This is a genomic window from Exiguobacterium sp. EA-TM-5, assembly GCF_053878415.1.
Genome location: NZ_CM132670.1, coordinates 2,352,911 through 2,368,601 on the forward strand (window position 1 = coordinate 2,352,911; position 15,691 = coordinate 2,368,601).

General features: G+C 46.0%; 20 protein-coding genes. 5 read left to right on the forward strand and 15 right to left on the reverse strand.

From position 1 onward, the window contains the following. The first annotated feature begins 280 nt into the window (after positions 1-280). From amaP to ACV3PA_RS12460, 3 genes are read left to right on the forward strand one after another with little or no spacing between them, the layout of a single operon-like run. The gene (amaP, locus tag ACV3PA_RS12450) at positions 281-823 is read left to right on the forward strand and encodes an alkaline shock response membrane anchor protein AmaP (RefSeq protein WP_456124978.1); all 543 of its coding nucleotides are present in this window, start codon (positions 281-283) and stop codon (positions 821-823) included. Positions 824-843: 20 nt separating this feature from the next. Continuing rightward, entirely contained in the window at positions 844-1,050 is a 207-nt protein-coding gene (locus ACV3PA_RS12455; protein ID WP_238239525.1) for a DUF2273 domain-containing protein, read from the forward strand. A gap of 52 nt (positions 1,051-1,102) precedes the next feature. Further along, positions 1,103-1,540: an Asp23/Gls24 family envelope stress response protein gene (locus ACV3PA_RS12460; RefSeq protein WP_456124979.1), complete on the forward strand. Its 438-nt coding sequence runs from the start codon at positions 1,103-1,105 to the stop codon at positions 1,538-1,540. Positions 1,541-1,593: 53 nt separating this feature from the next. On the opposite strand, the gene ACV3PA_RS12465 is transcribed toward ACV3PA_RS12460, so the two are convergent. The 5 genes from ACV3PA_RS12465 to ACV3PA_RS12485 all read right to left on the reverse strand — a co-directional run bounded on the left by ACV3PA_RS12465 (position 1,594) and on the right by ACV3PA_RS12485 (position 5,397). Beyond that, positions 1,594-2,361 (reverse strand): ABC transporter permease, encoded by a 768-nt coding sequence (locus tag ACV3PA_RS12465; protein WP_456124980.1) that lies wholly within the window; start codon positions 2,359-2,361, stop codon positions 1,594-1,596. A 1-nt stretch (position 2,362) separates the two neighbouring features. Continuing rightward, positions 2,363-3,280, reverse strand: a complete 918-nt coding sequence (locus ACV3PA_RS12470) for an ATP-binding cassette domain-containing protein (RefSeq protein ID WP_456124981.1) — start codon at positions 3,278-3,280, stop codon at positions 2,363-2,365. Between the two features lie 111 nt (positions 3,281-3,391). Next, complete coding sequence (locus ACV3PA_RS12475) at positions 3,392-3,673, reverse strand: hypothetical protein (RefSeq protein WP_456124982.1); 282 nt, start codon at positions 3,671-3,673, stop codon at positions 3,392-3,394. 103 nt (positions 3,674-3,776) lie between these two features. Beyond that, the gene (locus ACV3PA_RS12480) at positions 3,777-4,574 is read right to left on the reverse strand and encodes a transporter substrate-binding domain-containing protein (protein ID WP_456124983.1); all 798 of its coding nucleotides are present in this window, start codon (positions 4,572-4,574) and stop codon (positions 3,777-3,779) included. Continuing rightward, positions 4,567-5,397 (reverse strand): transporter substrate-binding domain-containing protein, encoded by an 831-nt coding sequence (locus ACV3PA_RS12485; protein WP_456124984.1) that lies wholly within the window; start codon positions 5,395-5,397, stop codon positions 4,567-4,569. The genes ACV3PA_RS12480 and ACV3PA_RS12485 overlap by 8 nt, the downstream gene beginning before the upstream one ends. Before the next feature lie 264 nt (positions 5,398-5,661). On the opposite strand from ACV3PA_RS12485, the gene ACV3PA_RS12490 reads away from it, so the two are divergent. Beyond that, a complete protein-coding gene (locus ACV3PA_RS12490; protein ID WP_053453052.1) occupies positions 5,662-6,300 on the forward strand; it encodes an SDR family oxidoreductase in 639 nt (212 codons plus the stop codon). 115 nt (positions 6,301-6,415) lie between these two features. Here ACV3PA_RS12490 and ACV3PA_RS12495 read toward each other — a convergent pair whose 3' ends face one another. The 8 genes from ACV3PA_RS12495 to ACV3PA_RS12530 form a co-directional block, all read right to left on the reverse strand. After that, entirely contained in the window at positions 6,416-6,943 is a 528-nt protein-coding gene (locus ACV3PA_RS12495) for a DUF2812 domain-containing protein (protein WP_456124985.1), read from the reverse strand. After that, positions 6,933-7,265, reverse strand: coding sequence for a PadR family transcriptional regulator (locus ACV3PA_RS12500; RefSeq protein ID WP_456124986.1), 333 nt, complete (start codon positions 7,263-7,265; stop codon positions 6,933-6,935). The genes ACV3PA_RS12495 and ACV3PA_RS12500 overlap by 11 nt, the downstream gene beginning before the upstream one ends. A gap of 135 nt (positions 7,266-7,400) precedes the next feature. Continuing rightward, entirely contained in the window at positions 7,401-9,059 is a 1,659-nt protein-coding gene (locus tag ACV3PA_RS12505) for an FAD-dependent oxidoreductase (RefSeq protein WP_456124987.1), read from the reverse strand. Between the two features lie 19 nt (positions 9,060-9,078). Then, positions 9,079-10,383, reverse strand: a complete 1,305-nt coding sequence (locus ACV3PA_RS12510) for an arsenic transporter (protein ID WP_456124988.1) — start codon at positions 10,381-10,383, stop codon at positions 9,079-9,081. 141 nt (positions 10,384-10,524) lie between these two features. Continuing rightward, the gene (locus tag ACV3PA_RS12515; protein ID WP_456124989.1) at positions 10,525-10,839 is read right to left on the reverse strand and encodes an ArsR/SmtB family transcription factor; all 315 of its coding nucleotides are present in this window, start codon (positions 10,837-10,839) and stop codon (positions 10,525-10,527) included. 619 nt (positions 10,840-11,458) lie between these two features. Further along, on the reverse strand, positions 11,459-12,469 hold the full coding sequence (locus tag ACV3PA_RS12520) for a hypothetical protein (protein ID WP_053453046.1): 1,011 nt from the start codon (positions 12,467-12,469) through the stop codon (positions 11,459-11,461). A gap of 69 nt (positions 12,470-12,538) precedes the next feature. Next, positions 12,539-12,961: a MarR family winged helix-turn-helix transcriptional regulator gene (locus ACV3PA_RS12525; protein WP_053453045.1), complete on the reverse strand. Its 423-nt coding sequence runs from the start codon at positions 12,959-12,961 to the stop codon at positions 12,539-12,541. A 75-nt stretch (positions 12,962-13,036) separates the two neighbouring features. Next, positions 13,037-13,771, reverse strand: a complete 735-nt coding sequence (locus ACV3PA_RS12530; protein ID WP_456124990.1) for a nuclease-related domain-containing protein — start codon at positions 13,769-13,771, stop codon at positions 13,037-13,039. A gap of 130 nt (positions 13,772-13,901) precedes the next feature. Here ACV3PA_RS12530 and ACV3PA_RS12535 point away from each other — a divergent pair, with 130 nt between their 5' ends. Continuing rightward, positions 13,902-14,207, forward strand: coding sequence for a hypothetical protein (locus ACV3PA_RS12535; protein WP_053453043.1), 306 nt, complete (start codon positions 13,902-13,904; stop codon positions 14,205-14,207). Positions 14,208-14,252: 45 nt separating this feature from the next. Here ACV3PA_RS12535 and ACV3PA_RS12540 read toward each other — a convergent pair whose 3' ends face one another. Both ACV3PA_RS12540 and ACV3PA_RS12545 read right to left on the reverse strand, forming a co-directional pair. Further along, a complete protein-coding gene (locus ACV3PA_RS12540; RefSeq protein ID WP_053453042.1) occupies positions 14,253-14,801 on the reverse strand; it encodes a class I SAM-dependent methyltransferase in 549 nt (182 codons plus the stop codon). Between the two features lie 96 nt (positions 14,802-14,897). Beyond that, the gene (locus ACV3PA_RS12545; protein ID WP_053453041.1) at positions 14,898-15,635 is read right to left on the reverse strand and encodes a Bax inhibitor-1/YccA family protein; all 738 of its coding nucleotides are present in this window, start codon (positions 15,633-15,635) and stop codon (positions 14,898-14,900) included. Positions 15,636-15,691 lie beyond the last annotated feature (56 nt).

Sequence of the window (15,691 nt, forward strand, 5' to 3'; positions counted from 1 at the left end):
TTTTATATTGACATCACTTTTTATTCATGATAGCAAATCAAATACGAACCAATTCACCTTAGAACGCCAAATCATTCATGATTTTTTCGTTAAATGTCATATTTCATTTACTATTTTTTTAATAAACAGACTAATTTTCAGAAAATATAATCTATTTACCCAAAGTGCATTTTGATGTTTTAAGGTCTTTTGAACGGGAATAAACTCACCATACACATAATATTTCATGTGTAGCACAAAACGATTAAAACAATTTAACGACAGAAAGGAGAGATGTAACATGAACGGATTCAATCGTTTCCTACTCGTTCTGATCGGCATTCTCGGTTTGATCAGCGTCGGTCTTCTTGTACTCGGCGTTTATGATGTTCCACGCCTCAGTCCTCTGATTGAACAGTGGCAAGATCAACAATGGTACAGCTACACGATTTTATCGCTCGGTGGCTTCCTAGCATTCGTATTTGTCATTCTATTATTCACTGGACTGCTTAGCCAGTCTAAAGGACAACGCCTTCTGATTCAAACCGGTGACGGCAACATCACGATCTCAAAACAGACGATCGAACGAACGGCACTTGAGTCGATTCGTGGTATCAACGGGGTTCGGTCCCCACGCGTGAATGCGGACATCCACTCAAAAAAAGAAACAGTTGCTCTCGAAGTCGACTGTTCCGTCTTTGGTAAAGAAGGATTACCAACAATCGGGAAAGACATTCAAGAACGCGCCAAACATGCGGTCGAATCGTTACTTGAACTGCCCGTCACAAAAACACGTGTCCGTATTAGCGACACGAAGACAAAAACGTCTGAACGTGTCGTCTAAGACAAGGGAGGAGGAAGATCATGAAAACGAGCGAAGCACTTCGTCCGTATCGCTACCGACTACTCGGTGGACTAGTCGGACTAATCCTCGCCATCTTGTTCTTGACGATCGGTTTTGGACCAACGTTGTTAATCATCGTGTTCGCAACAATCGGTTTCTTGATTGGTCAATGGCGAGACAATGCCCTTGATGTCGAGGGATGGATTCAGTTCTTTCAACGGGACTGAACGTAAATAGCAGTAAAAATCAGTTAACAAACATTAAAAGGAGAGATTTCTCATGGCTAACGAAATCAACACGAAACAAAACGAAAACGAAGTAGTACGCGAAAATAAACTCACATTCGAAGATCAAGTCATCAAAAAGATTGCTGGTATTGCATCAAATGATGTCAAAGGAATCCTTTCAATGAGCGGTGGCTTCATGAGTGGGTTGACAGATCGCTTCCGTAGCTCAGAAGACATCACAAAAGGAATCGACGCAGAAGTCGGCGAACGACAAGTCGCACTCGATTTAAAAGTCATCGTCGAATATGGCAAAAACATTCCATCGATCTTCCAAGACGCTGTAACGAAAATCAAAAAATCAGTCTATGATATGACTGGACTCGATGTCATCGAAATCAACATGCATGTCGAAGATGTCATGACACGTTCTGAGTTCGAAGCAAAAAGTAAATCGTCGAAAGAAGAGGAAGAAAAACGCGATTTAAAATAAGATCCTTAATCAGATAGCCGCACGAAATGGACCCGTTTAAAAGCGGGTCCATTTTATTTTTTCAGTGCCCCTCGCGCGTTCAACGCAGCAAAGATCACCATCGCGATACTTAGAACAGCAGCTACAATCAAACCTTGCCAGTAAACGGACCAATCGATGTCTGGACGGGTTAACACACTGCGCATCCCTTCCATGATATAGGTCGTCGGATTGATCGTCGCAGCAATCTTGAGCCACTCGGCTTCAATTAAGTCTTTCGGTACAAACGTCGTCGACAAGAAAATCAACGGAAAGAACAAGAGCGTTCCGGCTTGTGCCGCTTGTGCGTTACGTGTCTTTAAGGCTACACCGACCGAATAACCAGCAAAGGCGAGTCCGAAGCCGAGCGCGAGTAAAATCGTCAAGAAAAAGCCGCTGACACCGACCGGAATTGATAGACCGAGCAAGAATGCCATCCCGAAGATCAATAACGTTTGAACGAATAATTGCAACATCCCGGCTAGCATCGGTCCGAGGACAATTGCAGTTCGCGAGACCGGTGTCAATAAGAGCCGAGCAAAATATCCGCTCTCGATGTCCTTGACGAGCGCTTGACCAGCACCCCCTGCTCCGCCGACAGCACCCGAGACGATCGAGACAGGAAGAATGAAGTTTAAATAATCGACGCCATCGAATTGAGGTAAGTTCGAGATGCCGGAAAGACCACTCGTATAGACGAGCAGGAAAAAGACACTAATGATTAAGTTCGGGATAAAGGAGAACGGATTGCGTAACGTCACGAGGAGACTCCGTCGCATCAAAAACCATGTTTCTCGTATCATGTCACGATTCCTCCTTATAGGCTTGTCCGGTCAAACGAATGAAGACATCATCAAGCGATGGTTGTTTGACGACGAGTGACGTAGCGACCATCTTCCGCTCGTCAAGAAAGCGGACAACAGCGCGTAATGTCTCCGTTCCACGCGAAGGGATGATCAAACGATCCTTCTCCTGACGACCAGCGAATACTTCTAAGACCAACTGCTCATCTGCTTTTTCAGCAAGTGTCAACTCGATCCGTTCCTCTCCGTTTGCCGCCTTCAGTTCTGCTGCCGTTCCTTCCGCAATCAATTGCCCTTCGTTGATGATCGCAATCCGGTCTGCTAGTTGATCGGCTTCTTCCAAGTATTGTGTCGTTAAAAAGATCGTCGTGCCGAACTCTTCGTTTAAACGCCGGACCTCGTTCCAAATTTGTACACGACTCGCGGGGTCAAGCCCAGTCGTCGGTTCGTCGAGAAACAGTACTGTCGGTTGGTGAACGAGTGTCAAGGCGAGATCAAGCCGTCGTTTCATCCCACCAGAGTAAGTGCCAGACCGTCTTTGTCCGTCCTGAGAGAGTCCGACGAGTTGCAACAATTCCTCTGCCCGATTCTTAGCTTCCGCCTGACCCAATCCGAACAACTTCCCCTGTAAGACAAGTAACTCAAGACCGGTCAAATCTTCGTCAATACCGGTATCTTGAAGGGCAACTCCAATTTGTAAACGGACTTGTTTTTCTTGTTTGACGACATCAAATTCCTGTATCGTCGCTCGACCACCAGAAATCGGAATCAGCGTCGTTAACATCTGGACGGTCGTCGATTTCCCAGCACCGTTCGGTCCAAGAAAGGCAAAAATCTCCCCTGCTTGCACGTCGAACGAAATCCCTTTGACGACATCCTTTCCATCGTACGTCTTCGTCAAGTTCTCGACATGAATCATCTTCATTCCTTCTTTCCTCAAATTCAAAGTCATGTCCAAGATTTTCCCGTTTTTTATGTTCGCGAATCAAAAAAGACACCTGAATCGGTGCCTTGATTAAATCTTTAACTATTACGCTACAATTTGGTATACACCATATACGACACCAGCAGACACTAAGAGCGTCGTCACGATTGATACCAGCATCACCTTAAATCCGATTCCTTTTAATCGAACGGCTCGTGCTAACGAAAGACTAAACGAAAGCACTGTACTACTCGCAAATACAATCGCCCCTGCGAATAACAACGTAGGGTTAATCCATGACTCTCCGATGACAATCCATGCGTAAGTGACACAGGCAAGAAGAGCGGTCATGATGAGCCATTGTTTCGATGTTCCCTTTTTCAACATATCGGTTTCCTCCTAGTTTACTTCTACATACTTGTTCGCCTTTTTCCATCAAATTCCTTTCATTAAAAAATCGTGCCTCCTGTTGTTAGGAGACACGATCCACTTACGACGCTACTTGCCATTTCTCTTTTAATTGCTCCATCTCTTCCTGTCCTTCGTGCGATTGCATCCAGAGATTGAAAACATCGACGACGTCCCCTTCCGACTCCCGAACGAGATAACTCTTTTCCGCCGGAATCCATTTTTCCTGAATCGTCGGTGCTGCGAGACGTTGATCGAGTGCTTCATAATGAATCGCCTCGACCGTATCAGTGATCATGACATCGACTTCGCCTGAGGCAACAGCAAGCGGAATATCAAGGTTTTGCTCATACATGACGATCTTCGCTTTCGTAAACGTCTTGCGGACGAACTGCTCATTTGTTCCACCTGGGTTTAAACCGATAGTGACGTCTGGACGATTGATCTGTTCGATCGAAGCGAAGCGTTCAGCATCTTCTTTACGGACGAGCGGTGTCTTCTGGAACGATAGGTAACTCGACGTGAAATCACCGATGATCTCCCGCTCGATATTCTTCGTCACACCACCGACGACCATATCGAATTTACCACTTGCGAGATCAGCAGAAAGTGTCGGCCATGTCGTTGGAACGAATTCGACGTCGATACCGGTCGTTTTCGCGAAAGAGCGGATGACTTCGATATCGAACCCTTCGTACTCGTTTGTCTTCCGGTTCAAGTACGTGAATGGTTTGTAATCTCCGGTCGTGCCGACGACGATTTTTTTCGTCGCAAAGACGTTCTTCGCTTGTACACGTCGTGGTTGCTCCGCTTGCCATAGCGTCAGTAAGCTGGCAAATAAGACGCCACCTCCGACGATCATCCATCCTAACTTACTCATGTGCTCCCGCTCCTTTCGCTCCAACCGTCTCATGTGTCGAGACGATGTTCCATTTTTCCTTCAATTTTTGAACTTGTTCTTGCCCTTCCGCACTTTCAATCCAGACGCGGAAGACATCTCCAAGCTGCTTTTGTCCCGGTTTCATCAAATACGCCATCTCGGCTGGTTCCCATGCCTCTGTCAGTTTCGGCACCGCAAGATCGAGTTCTTTTGCGTAATGCAATGCTTCGATGTCGTCGGTCACCATGACGTCGACTTGACCACTTTGGACGGCTTTTGGAATGTCTAAATTGTTTTCAAAGACGGTCACATCTGTCTTTGGAAAATGTTTCTTCACGAACGCCTCGTTCGTCCCACCTGGATTGACACCGATTTTGACTGATGGATTATTGATTGCAGCAAGCGAATTCAAGCGTTTGACATCTTCTTTTTTTACGAGCGGTGCTTTTTGAAAGGAGAAATACGATGACGTAAAGTCTCCGACGACCTCGCGCTCAACTTTCTTCGTGATCCCACCGACTGCGATATCGAACTTGCCTGATTTCGTATCTTCCGATAACGTCGGCCATGACGTCTTGACGAACGTCACGTCAAGATCCGCTGCTTTAGCAAAAGCTTGGATGACTTCGATATCAAAGCCTTGATAACGATTTTTTTCCTCGTTCCAGTATGTAAAGGGCTTATAATCCCCCGTCGTTCCGACGACCAGTTTTTGGTCTTCGAAGATGTCATGTGCTTCGGCATCCGTCTGTTGGTTCCAGATCATCCAAGCGGCAACGCCTGTCAGGACAAGTCCAGCTAATAGCCATGGTTTCTTTCTCATCGTATCTCTCCTTTCTGTTTCGTCGTTTCCCATTCACCGAATATTGCTACAATTTAGCCTAAACGATTTTCGGTGTGGGTAATAGTCATTATCCTACCACACTTACACGTGATTTCAAGATAATTTGACGATTTTATGCATAAAAGCATTAAAAAGATATTTTGATGACGATTACAGTTCTATAAGTCGTCTCCCTTTACAGAATCGCCTCGTCTTTTCCATACTGATACAGAATCATCAAATCGTGAAATGGAGGAATGGAACATGAGTCAGATTTTCATCATTGGTGCAAATGGAAAAGTAGGTCGTCATGCTGCTCGCTTACTGCAAGATTCGGAGCACGATGTCAAAGTAGGATTACGTTCCAAGGACCAGTTCAGTGATTTTGAGAAACTCGGTCATACACCGGTCCACCTCGATCTTGAAGCCGACGTCGCAACGATCACGGAAGCATTACAAGGATCAGATGTCGTCATCTTTACCGCAGGATCAGGCGGTCATACAGGAGCCGACAAGACGATGCTGATTGATTTCGACGGTGCCGTCAAATCGATTGAAGCAGCGGAAGCAATCAATGCGAAACAGTTCATCATGGTCAGTGCCTTAAATGCCGATTCGCCGGAAACATGGTCCGACAGCATGAAGCCGTATTACATCGCGAAACGTTATGCCGATCGTGTCCTGAAGGAATCGTCACTTAACTATACGATTCTTCGTCCAGGCGGACTATCGGATGAAGCCGGAACAGGAAACGTCACGACGGATCCGTCCGAGCAAGCGACTAAAAAAATTCCACGCGAGGACGTCGCCCGTGTCATTTTAGCTGCGATCGGTCACGACAACGCCTCGAAGCAAGTCGTCACACTACTCGAAGGTGACACACCAATTAACGAGTTGTTCTAATACAAAAGCTCACGTCTCAATATCCGAGACGTGAGCTTTTTCGATAAAATTGATTATTAGTAGTCGTCAGTAATAAAAGAACTTGAAGCTTCCTCGCTTGCTTAGATTCCGATGTTTAATCTTGCTCAGCAATGGTACGCAACCCACGTAATGTTTGAATTTTACGTTCATGGCGTTGCATTACGAATGAGAGACCCGTCACGATTGCGAGATTGAACCAGATCATCGTGTCTGTGATCGGATTAAACAAGTTAATGATTACTGCAATGATATTAACCAAAAAAACGACTTTATAAAGCTGTAAAATTCGATGTTCGTGATGGATCTGTGAATCAAAATCAGAGTACATATGAAACGGTTCATCTGAGGTCCGTTTTCTTAAGAAGACCCAGCGGAACGATGTATCGACGACTTCAATATCCATCTCTTCTAAAAACTCAAAGTACTCCTGCGACTTCGGATGTTTTGGCATGTTTTCTAACAATTCGATTCGATACGTATACATGCCAGGTTTGCCTTCAACAAATACATAACGTCCGAGTCGAAACTTCTGTAAGTACCAGCCTTTGCTTGCCATCTCGTTTAACCATACTTCTTCTTTCGCATAATCAGCATAAAAGCGATAGACCGTTTTACTGTTCACCTTGATCCACTCCCATCGTTTCTTGTCCATGTCGCACGAGTTCTTTTAGTCGATCTAGCTCCGCTACTAGTCGTTCTCGCCCCTGATTCGTCATGATGTACTCTTTCTTTCGCCCTGCTTCTTGCTCGATGGCTTCAATCCAGCCTTTATCGACTAGACTGCTGAGTGCGCCGTACAACGTACCGGCAGCTAACTTGACCCGGTTGTTGCTCAATTCCTGGACGAATTGCATGATGCCATAGCCATGACGGGGTTGTTGAAGTGACAGTAAAATATAATAGACAGCCTCAGTTAATGCTGTCTCTTGGATTGTGCGTGCCATTTTCCCACTTCCTTACTACGTCTTCCGTTATATCGTCTTCCGATATACTAAAAATATCCTATTTTAACTGAATTAGCAACAAAAAAACGTACCGACCCCTAAACCAATAGGGTCGGTACGTTACATGGTGCAAGATTATGATAGACACTTTTTGATGTGTTGATAGTTCTTGTTACCACCTGATAAATTGCAAACATCCGTAAAACCAAGATTTTTCAAGACATTTTGCGCTGCATTCCCGGTTACCCCTTTATTACAATAGACAATCGTCGGCAACGTCGGATCTAATTCCTTCGCCCGTATCCTTAGTTCACCGAGTGGAATATGAATCGCTCCATCGACATGATTTTTCTCGAATTGTGCTTTTGAGCGTGTATCGATGATTTGGAACGCCTTTCCACTTGCGACTTGATCGATCAATTCATTCGGCGTCATCAAACGCGCTGTTTTTTTGATGGCATTATCAAGCGCCATCCCTGTATAAAGAACGGGATCCTTTGTCGTCGCGAACGGTGGAGCGTAAGCTAAATCGAGATGGAACAAGTCTTCCGCTTTCGCTTTAAAAGTAATCGCTGTCGCTAGGACATCAATCCGTTTATCGACACCTTGCGGACCAACGATCTGAGCTCCGAGGACTCGTCCTGTTGCTCGATCGGCAATCGCTTTAATCGTCATCTCTTTACCGCCCATGTATTCTGGACGATCTGGTTTGATATTATGCAGTACTTCAATGTCATACCCTGATTCACGCGCTTCTTTTTCCGTCAAACCCGTTTGAGCGACCGTCAAATCGAAGGCTTTGAAGATACCCGTTCCTAAAATACCACGGTGCTCCGCTTCTTCTCCGGTAATGACCATACCAGCAATCCGTCCCATCTTGTTCGCGGTGGACCCAAGCGGACGGTAAATCGCTTCACCCGTGATGACGGAGAAACTCTCCGCGACGTCGCCGACTGCGTAGACATCGGCAACATTTGTCTGCATTTTCTGATTGACCGCGATTGCACCGGTCTGACCAAGTTCTACACCGATCTGCTTCGCAAGACCTGTGTTTGGCTTGACGCCAACAGACAGAATGACGAGATCGGTCTCGATCGTTTTTCCGCTCTCAAGCGCGACCTCAGAAACGCGTTCCTCTCCGTTGAACGCTGTCACTGATTCACCGAGCAAGAGGGACACTCCTTTATCTTTTAAATGATCGGCTACGCGTTCTGCCATATCGCGATCAAGCGGCGGCATGACTTGCGGCAAGCGTTCGACGAGCGTGACTTGAATGCCCCGGTACGTCAATTGCTCAGCCATCTCAAGACCGATGAATCCTCCGCCGACGATCGTTGCCGTTTTCGGATCATGGGCGTCAATATAGGACCGAATCGCGTCGGCATTGCGGACATTTCGAACGGTAAAGACATTCTCCTGCTCGACACCTGGTAGTGGCGGAACGATACTTGACGCACCGGTTGCCAGCACTAACGTGTCATACGTGTCCGTAAACCGATCCCCTGTCAAAAGATTCACGATCGTCGCCGTTTTTGTCGCATGATCAATCGATTCAACTTCGTGTTGTGTATGAATATCGATGTTATACCGCTTTTTAAAGAAAGCAGCATCGCGTGGTGTCAAGTCATCGATATCAGCGATTTCTCCACCAACGAAGTAAGGAATTCCACACCCCGAATACGAGATATCTTGGTCACGGTCATAAATCGTGATTTGCATCTCTTCACTGTTACGACGTGCTTTTGCTCCAACCGATGTCCCGGCAGCAACCGAACCAATAATCATTAATTTCATATCTAGTTCCTCCTCAAAATCAATAAAGTATCAAGCTGATATATAAGCCAAGCAATGTGATGGCAAGTGTCGGAATCGTCAGGATCGTACCAATCTTAAAGTATTGTCCCCAGCCAATTTTCACGCCTTTCGTCCGAAGTACGTGTAACCAGAGCAATGTCGCTAGACTACCAATCGGCGTAATCTTCGGACCAAGATCGGAACCGATGACATTCGCATAGATGAGTGCCTCGCGAATCGTTCCGGTTGCCTGACTTAAATCAATCGCAAGAGCATCGATCATGACAGTCGGCATGTTATTCATGATCGACGACAAGATGGCAGCTAAGAAGCCCATACCAAATGTCGCAGCTGCTAGATTCGTCGCAAAGCCATCAATGATGTCAGCGAGCACTTGTGTTAATCCGGCATTTTGCAGACCATATACGACGATGTACATCCCAAGTGAGAAGAAAACGATCGCCCACGGAGCACCACCGATGACCTTTTTCGTCGGTACGCTCGGTGAACGACGTGCCATCAACAAGAAGAACAAGGCGATGACTCCAGCGACAAGACTGACTGGAATACCGATGACGTCACTCGTGAAGTATCCGACGACAAGTAAAGCGAGAACGAACCAGGATAACTTGAACATTCGATGGTCCTTGATCGCTGTCGCAGGTACGACGAGCTGCGCGACATCATAATTCTTCGGAATACTTTTACGGAAATAGAGATATAAGACGATCAGACTACCAATGACAGAAAAGAAATTGACGAATACCATTCGAGACGCATATTCTGTAAAGCCGATGTCAAAGAAATCCGCCGAGACGATATTGACGAGGTTCGAGACGACGAATGGTAAGCTTGCCGTATCAGCGATAAAGCCGGAAGCAAATACATATGCTAACACGACGTAATCTGGCAATTTCAAGTGACGTACCATCGCGAGAACGATTGGCGTCAGGATCAAGGCTGCTCCATCGTTTGCGAATAACGCTGCAACGACTGCCCCGAGCAATGTCATATACACGAATAGTTTGACACCGCCCCCTTTTGCGATCCGTGCCATATGCAGGGCTGCCCATTCGAAGAATCCGATCTCATCGAGAATCAACGAGATGATGATGAGGGCGATGAAGGTAAAGGTGGCATTCCAGATGATACCCCAGACCGTCGAGACGTCATCGAGATTCACGACTCCCGTTAATAGTGCAACGAGCGCCATGCCCATCGCTGAATAGCCGATGCCGAGTCCTTTAGGTTGTTTGATGATTAAGAATAAGGTGATCAGAAAGATTCCAATCGCTAATAAGTGTGTACCGGTCAATGCGTTCACTTCATTTCTGTATTAAATTTCGGTTCGTTCTGTTAATGATTTATAGTCCTTAAAGCATGTGATCTAGTGTTACAGCGATATGACTTCAATTCCCATCCATCGCTCGTGGTAATCTTTCTTCTTCTTTAGTCACATGACGTCTTAGCAGCTTTTTTGCGGAATGTCTGGAATGTCCATCGTTCCTAGAATCGTCAATAACAACTGATGTTGCGGGTGATCTGGATTGATTCGAAAATATATCCATTGTCGTTCCCGTCGTTCCAAGATGATCTGGGACTGACGCAATAATTTTAGATGACGACTGACTGCCGGTTGCGAAATATCAAACAGTTCGACGAAATCACAGACGCAATGTTCCCGAACATGTAATCTTCGCAAAATTTCAAGCCGTGTTCCATCACTTAGTAATTTAAAGAATTGGCTCATCTCTTCCACCCGTTTGGCTGTCTCGATCAATAAAAACTCCTCCTCTCTATATGGTCCATAAGTGACACAAGATGTTCGAACAATAGAATTTTAATTTTCTACTTCTTTTACATAACCATATTATTATATAACGATTTCGTTATGCAATGATTTTTTACAGAATTTACGAACGGGAAATCCCATATCGGGCATAGTCCGCCTTAAGGCATGGGATGAAAGTGAGTTCGGATGTTTTCACATCCGACATTCGGGTACATCTACCGCATAGACAAGTACAAGTCTCTAAAACGCCTGTGTCCATCGCACCTTGAAAATCGTAGACGGTTCGGTCACGAAAACATGTGACCGGTAAAACGATGCCTGTCGTTACGCAAAAGACGCTAACACATCAGGTGGACACACCTGCAACGACCTGTGGTTGACGGTAACAGTCAATCAGCCTGAGAACCTATACGGTCTGTCTCAGGAGGGGTGGTGGCACACCCTCATCTGAAGGCTTGAGCAAAACAGAAATGGACTGCGCTCGCACAAGCACTTCAGAATCCCACGGTTTTAATCGTGGGAGTGTCAAACAAACTTGTCTCAAAAAGAAAAACCGCCATCTCACTCGATGACGATTCTGTCTTTAAAACCTTCTTTTCAGCTTCCCTTATGCAACAAGACGTTGCGCTTGCCGTCGCTCTCTCCAAACCATCATCACATATGTCACGATAAAACTACCAAGAGCAATCAGTGATAAGGACATTACTTGAGAACCGATGTCCCCGTTCATGAACAATAAACGGCTGAACCCGGAAACGGCGTTCGGCACTGGGAGAAACGTTCCGAGCGATTGATAAAACGGTGCCAACATCTTTGCCGGCACAATGTTTCCGGCAGTCATCAATTGAAACGGAATCAATGCGACGTTAACGAGTGGCGCAATCGGTCCAAATATCGCAAAGTTCATCTGCGTGACAGCGATACAAGTTGCGACGACGAGGAGCTCGAACGCCCACAACTTCATGAATGGTGTCGTAATATCCGTCAATAGATGTGCCACTGAGACGAGGAGCAGCGGCACGATTAGAAGAACGATGCCGTGTAGCAGTTGCCGACTCCAAAAGAGATCCCGTTGCGTATGACGACTACTTAATATCGTACTAACGAGATTGAACTGAATCCCCATCGTCATCGTCGCGATGTAGATGACAAAACCGAGGATGAGTGGCAGCATCGATAAGGCAAAATCCGAAACAGCATGTTCCGTGACGATCGACGTCGTGAACGTCGGTTCGCCATTCAACTGTTTGCCGATTGATTCTGTCGCCCGCTCGAGAATCGCATTCGCGAACTCAGCATTCGTCTGACTAACGTGTGCCGTCAGTTGACGCGTTGCATCATCTTTTTGTAGGACGAGATCAACTTCATTGGCATCGAGTGCTTCCAATCCTTTCTCTTCCGTCGCGAGTGCTTGGACCGTAAATGGCGCTTCCTTTAATGATTTGACGAACGGATCATTCGCTTCGCCGACGACCCCGACATTTAATTGATCAAGCCGTTCCGTCGTGCCTTGGTAACCGGTCATCCAGACGACGAGGAACAAGAGCGGGACGACGATTGCGAAGACGAGTCCAACTTTCGTTTGTGTCATAGACCAGACATCTTTCCATGCTTTCATCTTTCTATCTCCTTTTTATATGCATTACTTATAATATCATGTGCAACTATATATCCGAAGGAAAACCATTCACGTCACATTCCGGTGAATGGTCTCGAGTGTTTCCTTTAGTTGTTCGATTTGCTGTCGCGATAGTCCACGGAACGCTTCGAGTTGTAACTGATCAAGCTCTGGACCGAGACGATCGACGATGTCGCGTCCTTCACGCGTCATCAAAAGGAGAACGGCTCGCCGGTCCCGTGGATCTGGTGTCCGAACGATTAATTCCTTTTTACCAAGTTTATCGAGAATCTTACCAATCGTCGTCTGATCACGTTCTGTCACGAGTGCCAGTTGTTTTTGCGAAACACCATCTTGTTTAGCAAGTTCACTCAGGACAGAAAACTGTTCCGGCGTTAGACCGAACGCTTCCATCCGTTTAGCAGCGGCACGTTTGAACGCGTAATAACTGCGGGACAGTTGCATCCCAAGCGACCATTCCGATTCCTTCATCCCATCATCTCCATATAGTTGCACTACTTATTATTTATTCACTATACCTGAATGAGAGGTGTCAAGTCAACGACTTCATTTGGACTGACGTTGACGGATTCCTTCGATATGCGCCTGCTGTGTAGCACGATCGACCTGAGAATGCACACCAAGTTTTCCTGCAATCGTATCCACCTGACTCGGCGTCAATGGTTTTTCAGTCGCGAGCCGTTCAATCGTTTTGCGTAAGACGTTTCGTTTCAAGACACGAACATGTGCCGAATCGACCGTGATTTTTTTCAGTTCACATCGTTCGCTAAAGACGATCAATGAATGGAAAAGCGCAGGATCTGTTCCCTCTAAAAAGCGTTGCATACTCTTAAGATGTCCTTCATTCTGTTTGATCGGATTATAGAAGCGTTGTTTAAAGCGATTCTGGAACTGCTGCGTCCATTGACGATCCTGCTCACGCCCGAAAATCCACCCACTATAGTTTTTCGATTCGAGCACATAAATGCCACTTTCATGAATGAATGTTACGTCAATCTCTGTCGTGCCTTCACCCCGCGCACGCGGTAAGTATGTATTAAACACATAAGTCCCATATCCCGATACTTGATCGAGTTGACGTGTCGTCAAGTACTCTCCCCATTTTCCTTTATCACGGACGATTCGCAAAAACGGCTCTCGTGTTAACCGATAATAACGACTGCTGTGATACGAATTGCGCTTGACGAAGAAAAACAGACCGAACGTTCCGAAGAAGAACAGCACCATGAGCAGTCCGACTTGAATCAAGAACGGCAAAAATGTCACTAACACATTGTCCACTACATTTATCTCCTTTCCATATTAACCCTTTATTTTCCACTATATCAGCATAATCAATTTCCATATCATTTTCCACTATTTGTTATGCTTCATTTCCTATGGTACGGTGGAACAAAGGAAGGTGTTCACTATGGATTCTGTCGTCACGTTCGCACCACTCATCGTATTGTTCTTCATCTGGATGTCTTTATCGCAAAAAGCGGACGAAGCGAAACGCCGTCAACAAACCATTTTAAAGAAATTACAAAGAATCGAGGAGCATCTCGGTCTAAATGAGGTGTCTTTAGAAGAGGCAGCCTTACAAGTCGAACTGGTTCAGTTACTTAAAGAAGGCAAAATGGTCGAAGCCGTCAAACGGGTTAGGGAATCACTCGGTTTATCGTTACTCGAAGCGAAACAATATGTCGATCAACTAAAAACTGAACATGGACTATGAATAAAAAGACCATCTGACAAGTATACGTCAGATGGTCTTTAACAATTACACATTTAACTTGATTGCATCCAAAATTAACGATGGAAAACTCAATTTTTCTGCATTTCGCGGATCGTATCGTTTCGACCGAAATATAATACCGTCCGCACCATCCCAGTCCGCTTGATGAAAGACTCCATCTTGATCAAAATATTCGAGGAGTCGCACTTGAAACCCAGCTTCTTGAAATACATGCTGTAACGTTTCAGACGTATAAACGATTTTGTGACTCGCTGCTGGATGGTCAGCAGGACCCGGACCACCGACTTGAACGATTGTTTGGTAGGCCTCATCCCGAAAATAACCGTCTGGTACTGCACAACGGACGTATCCCCCTTGCGCAAGATAGGCGTAACAGTGTCGTGCTGCTTCCTTTCCTTCTTCGAGCGTCAAATGCTCCCAAACATGCTCGGCAAGAATTGCTTGCAACGTGTCGCTCGAATACAATCTCTCCCAATCGGACCGATTGAGCAGATTCAGCTCCTCTTCCTGTGTATGAAACCATCCTGGATTATTATGATACGGTCCCGCCCCAATAACGATGCGTTCTTTCATGTGATATCCCCCTTCTCACTAACTACTTCGCATTTCCCAAGGTCATCCCTGTTTTCGACAAAAAACAGACGACGGAGATTCCGTCGTCTGTTGCTGTTAATCTCGAGCCGCGAGGCGATATAAGAGATCAAGTAATTCAATATAAAGCCAGATGATTGTCACGATCAATCCGAATGCCGCGACCCACTCCATTGATTTTGGAGCACCTGCGCGAACTTGTTGCGAAATGAAATCAAAATCCATCACGAGTGACAGGGATGCCACGATGACGATGACGAACTGAATACCGATCGCAAGCGGTGAGCTACCTGTCATGAATGGGAGATCGACACCGAATAGCGCTAGGATCAAGTTGACTGCATACAAGACGAAGATTGAGAGAATCGCCGCTGTGACCGCAGAACGGAAACGTTGCGTTACTTTAATCATGCCCGTCGAGTAGACGAACCACATCGCGAACGCGACGACGAATGTCGCAACGACTGCTTTTCCGACGATTCCTGGATACATGCTTTCAAAGACGAGCGATAATGCTCCGACGGCGACACCTTCTGCTAGTGCGTAGACTGGCGAAAGAACAGGCGCTGTTGCCGGTTTGAAGGTGATGATCAGGGCAAGAATCAGACCGATGACGAATCCACCGATTAATGCAGGAAATAAGAACGCTTGATTCTCTGCGAGGAAGAACCAGCTTCCTCCTGCTGCTGCCGTGACGAGAGCGAGCATCAAGAAAATCTTGCTCATCGTCCCGCTTTTGGTCATTGGTCGTTCTCCGACACGTGCCGTATCGAATCCGCGACGCAAGGCCGGGTTAACTTTAAAACGTGAAGCCATTGCATTCACTCCTTTTATTGTATCTGTTTTTCTAATACGATTCTTTCCCGAAAAAG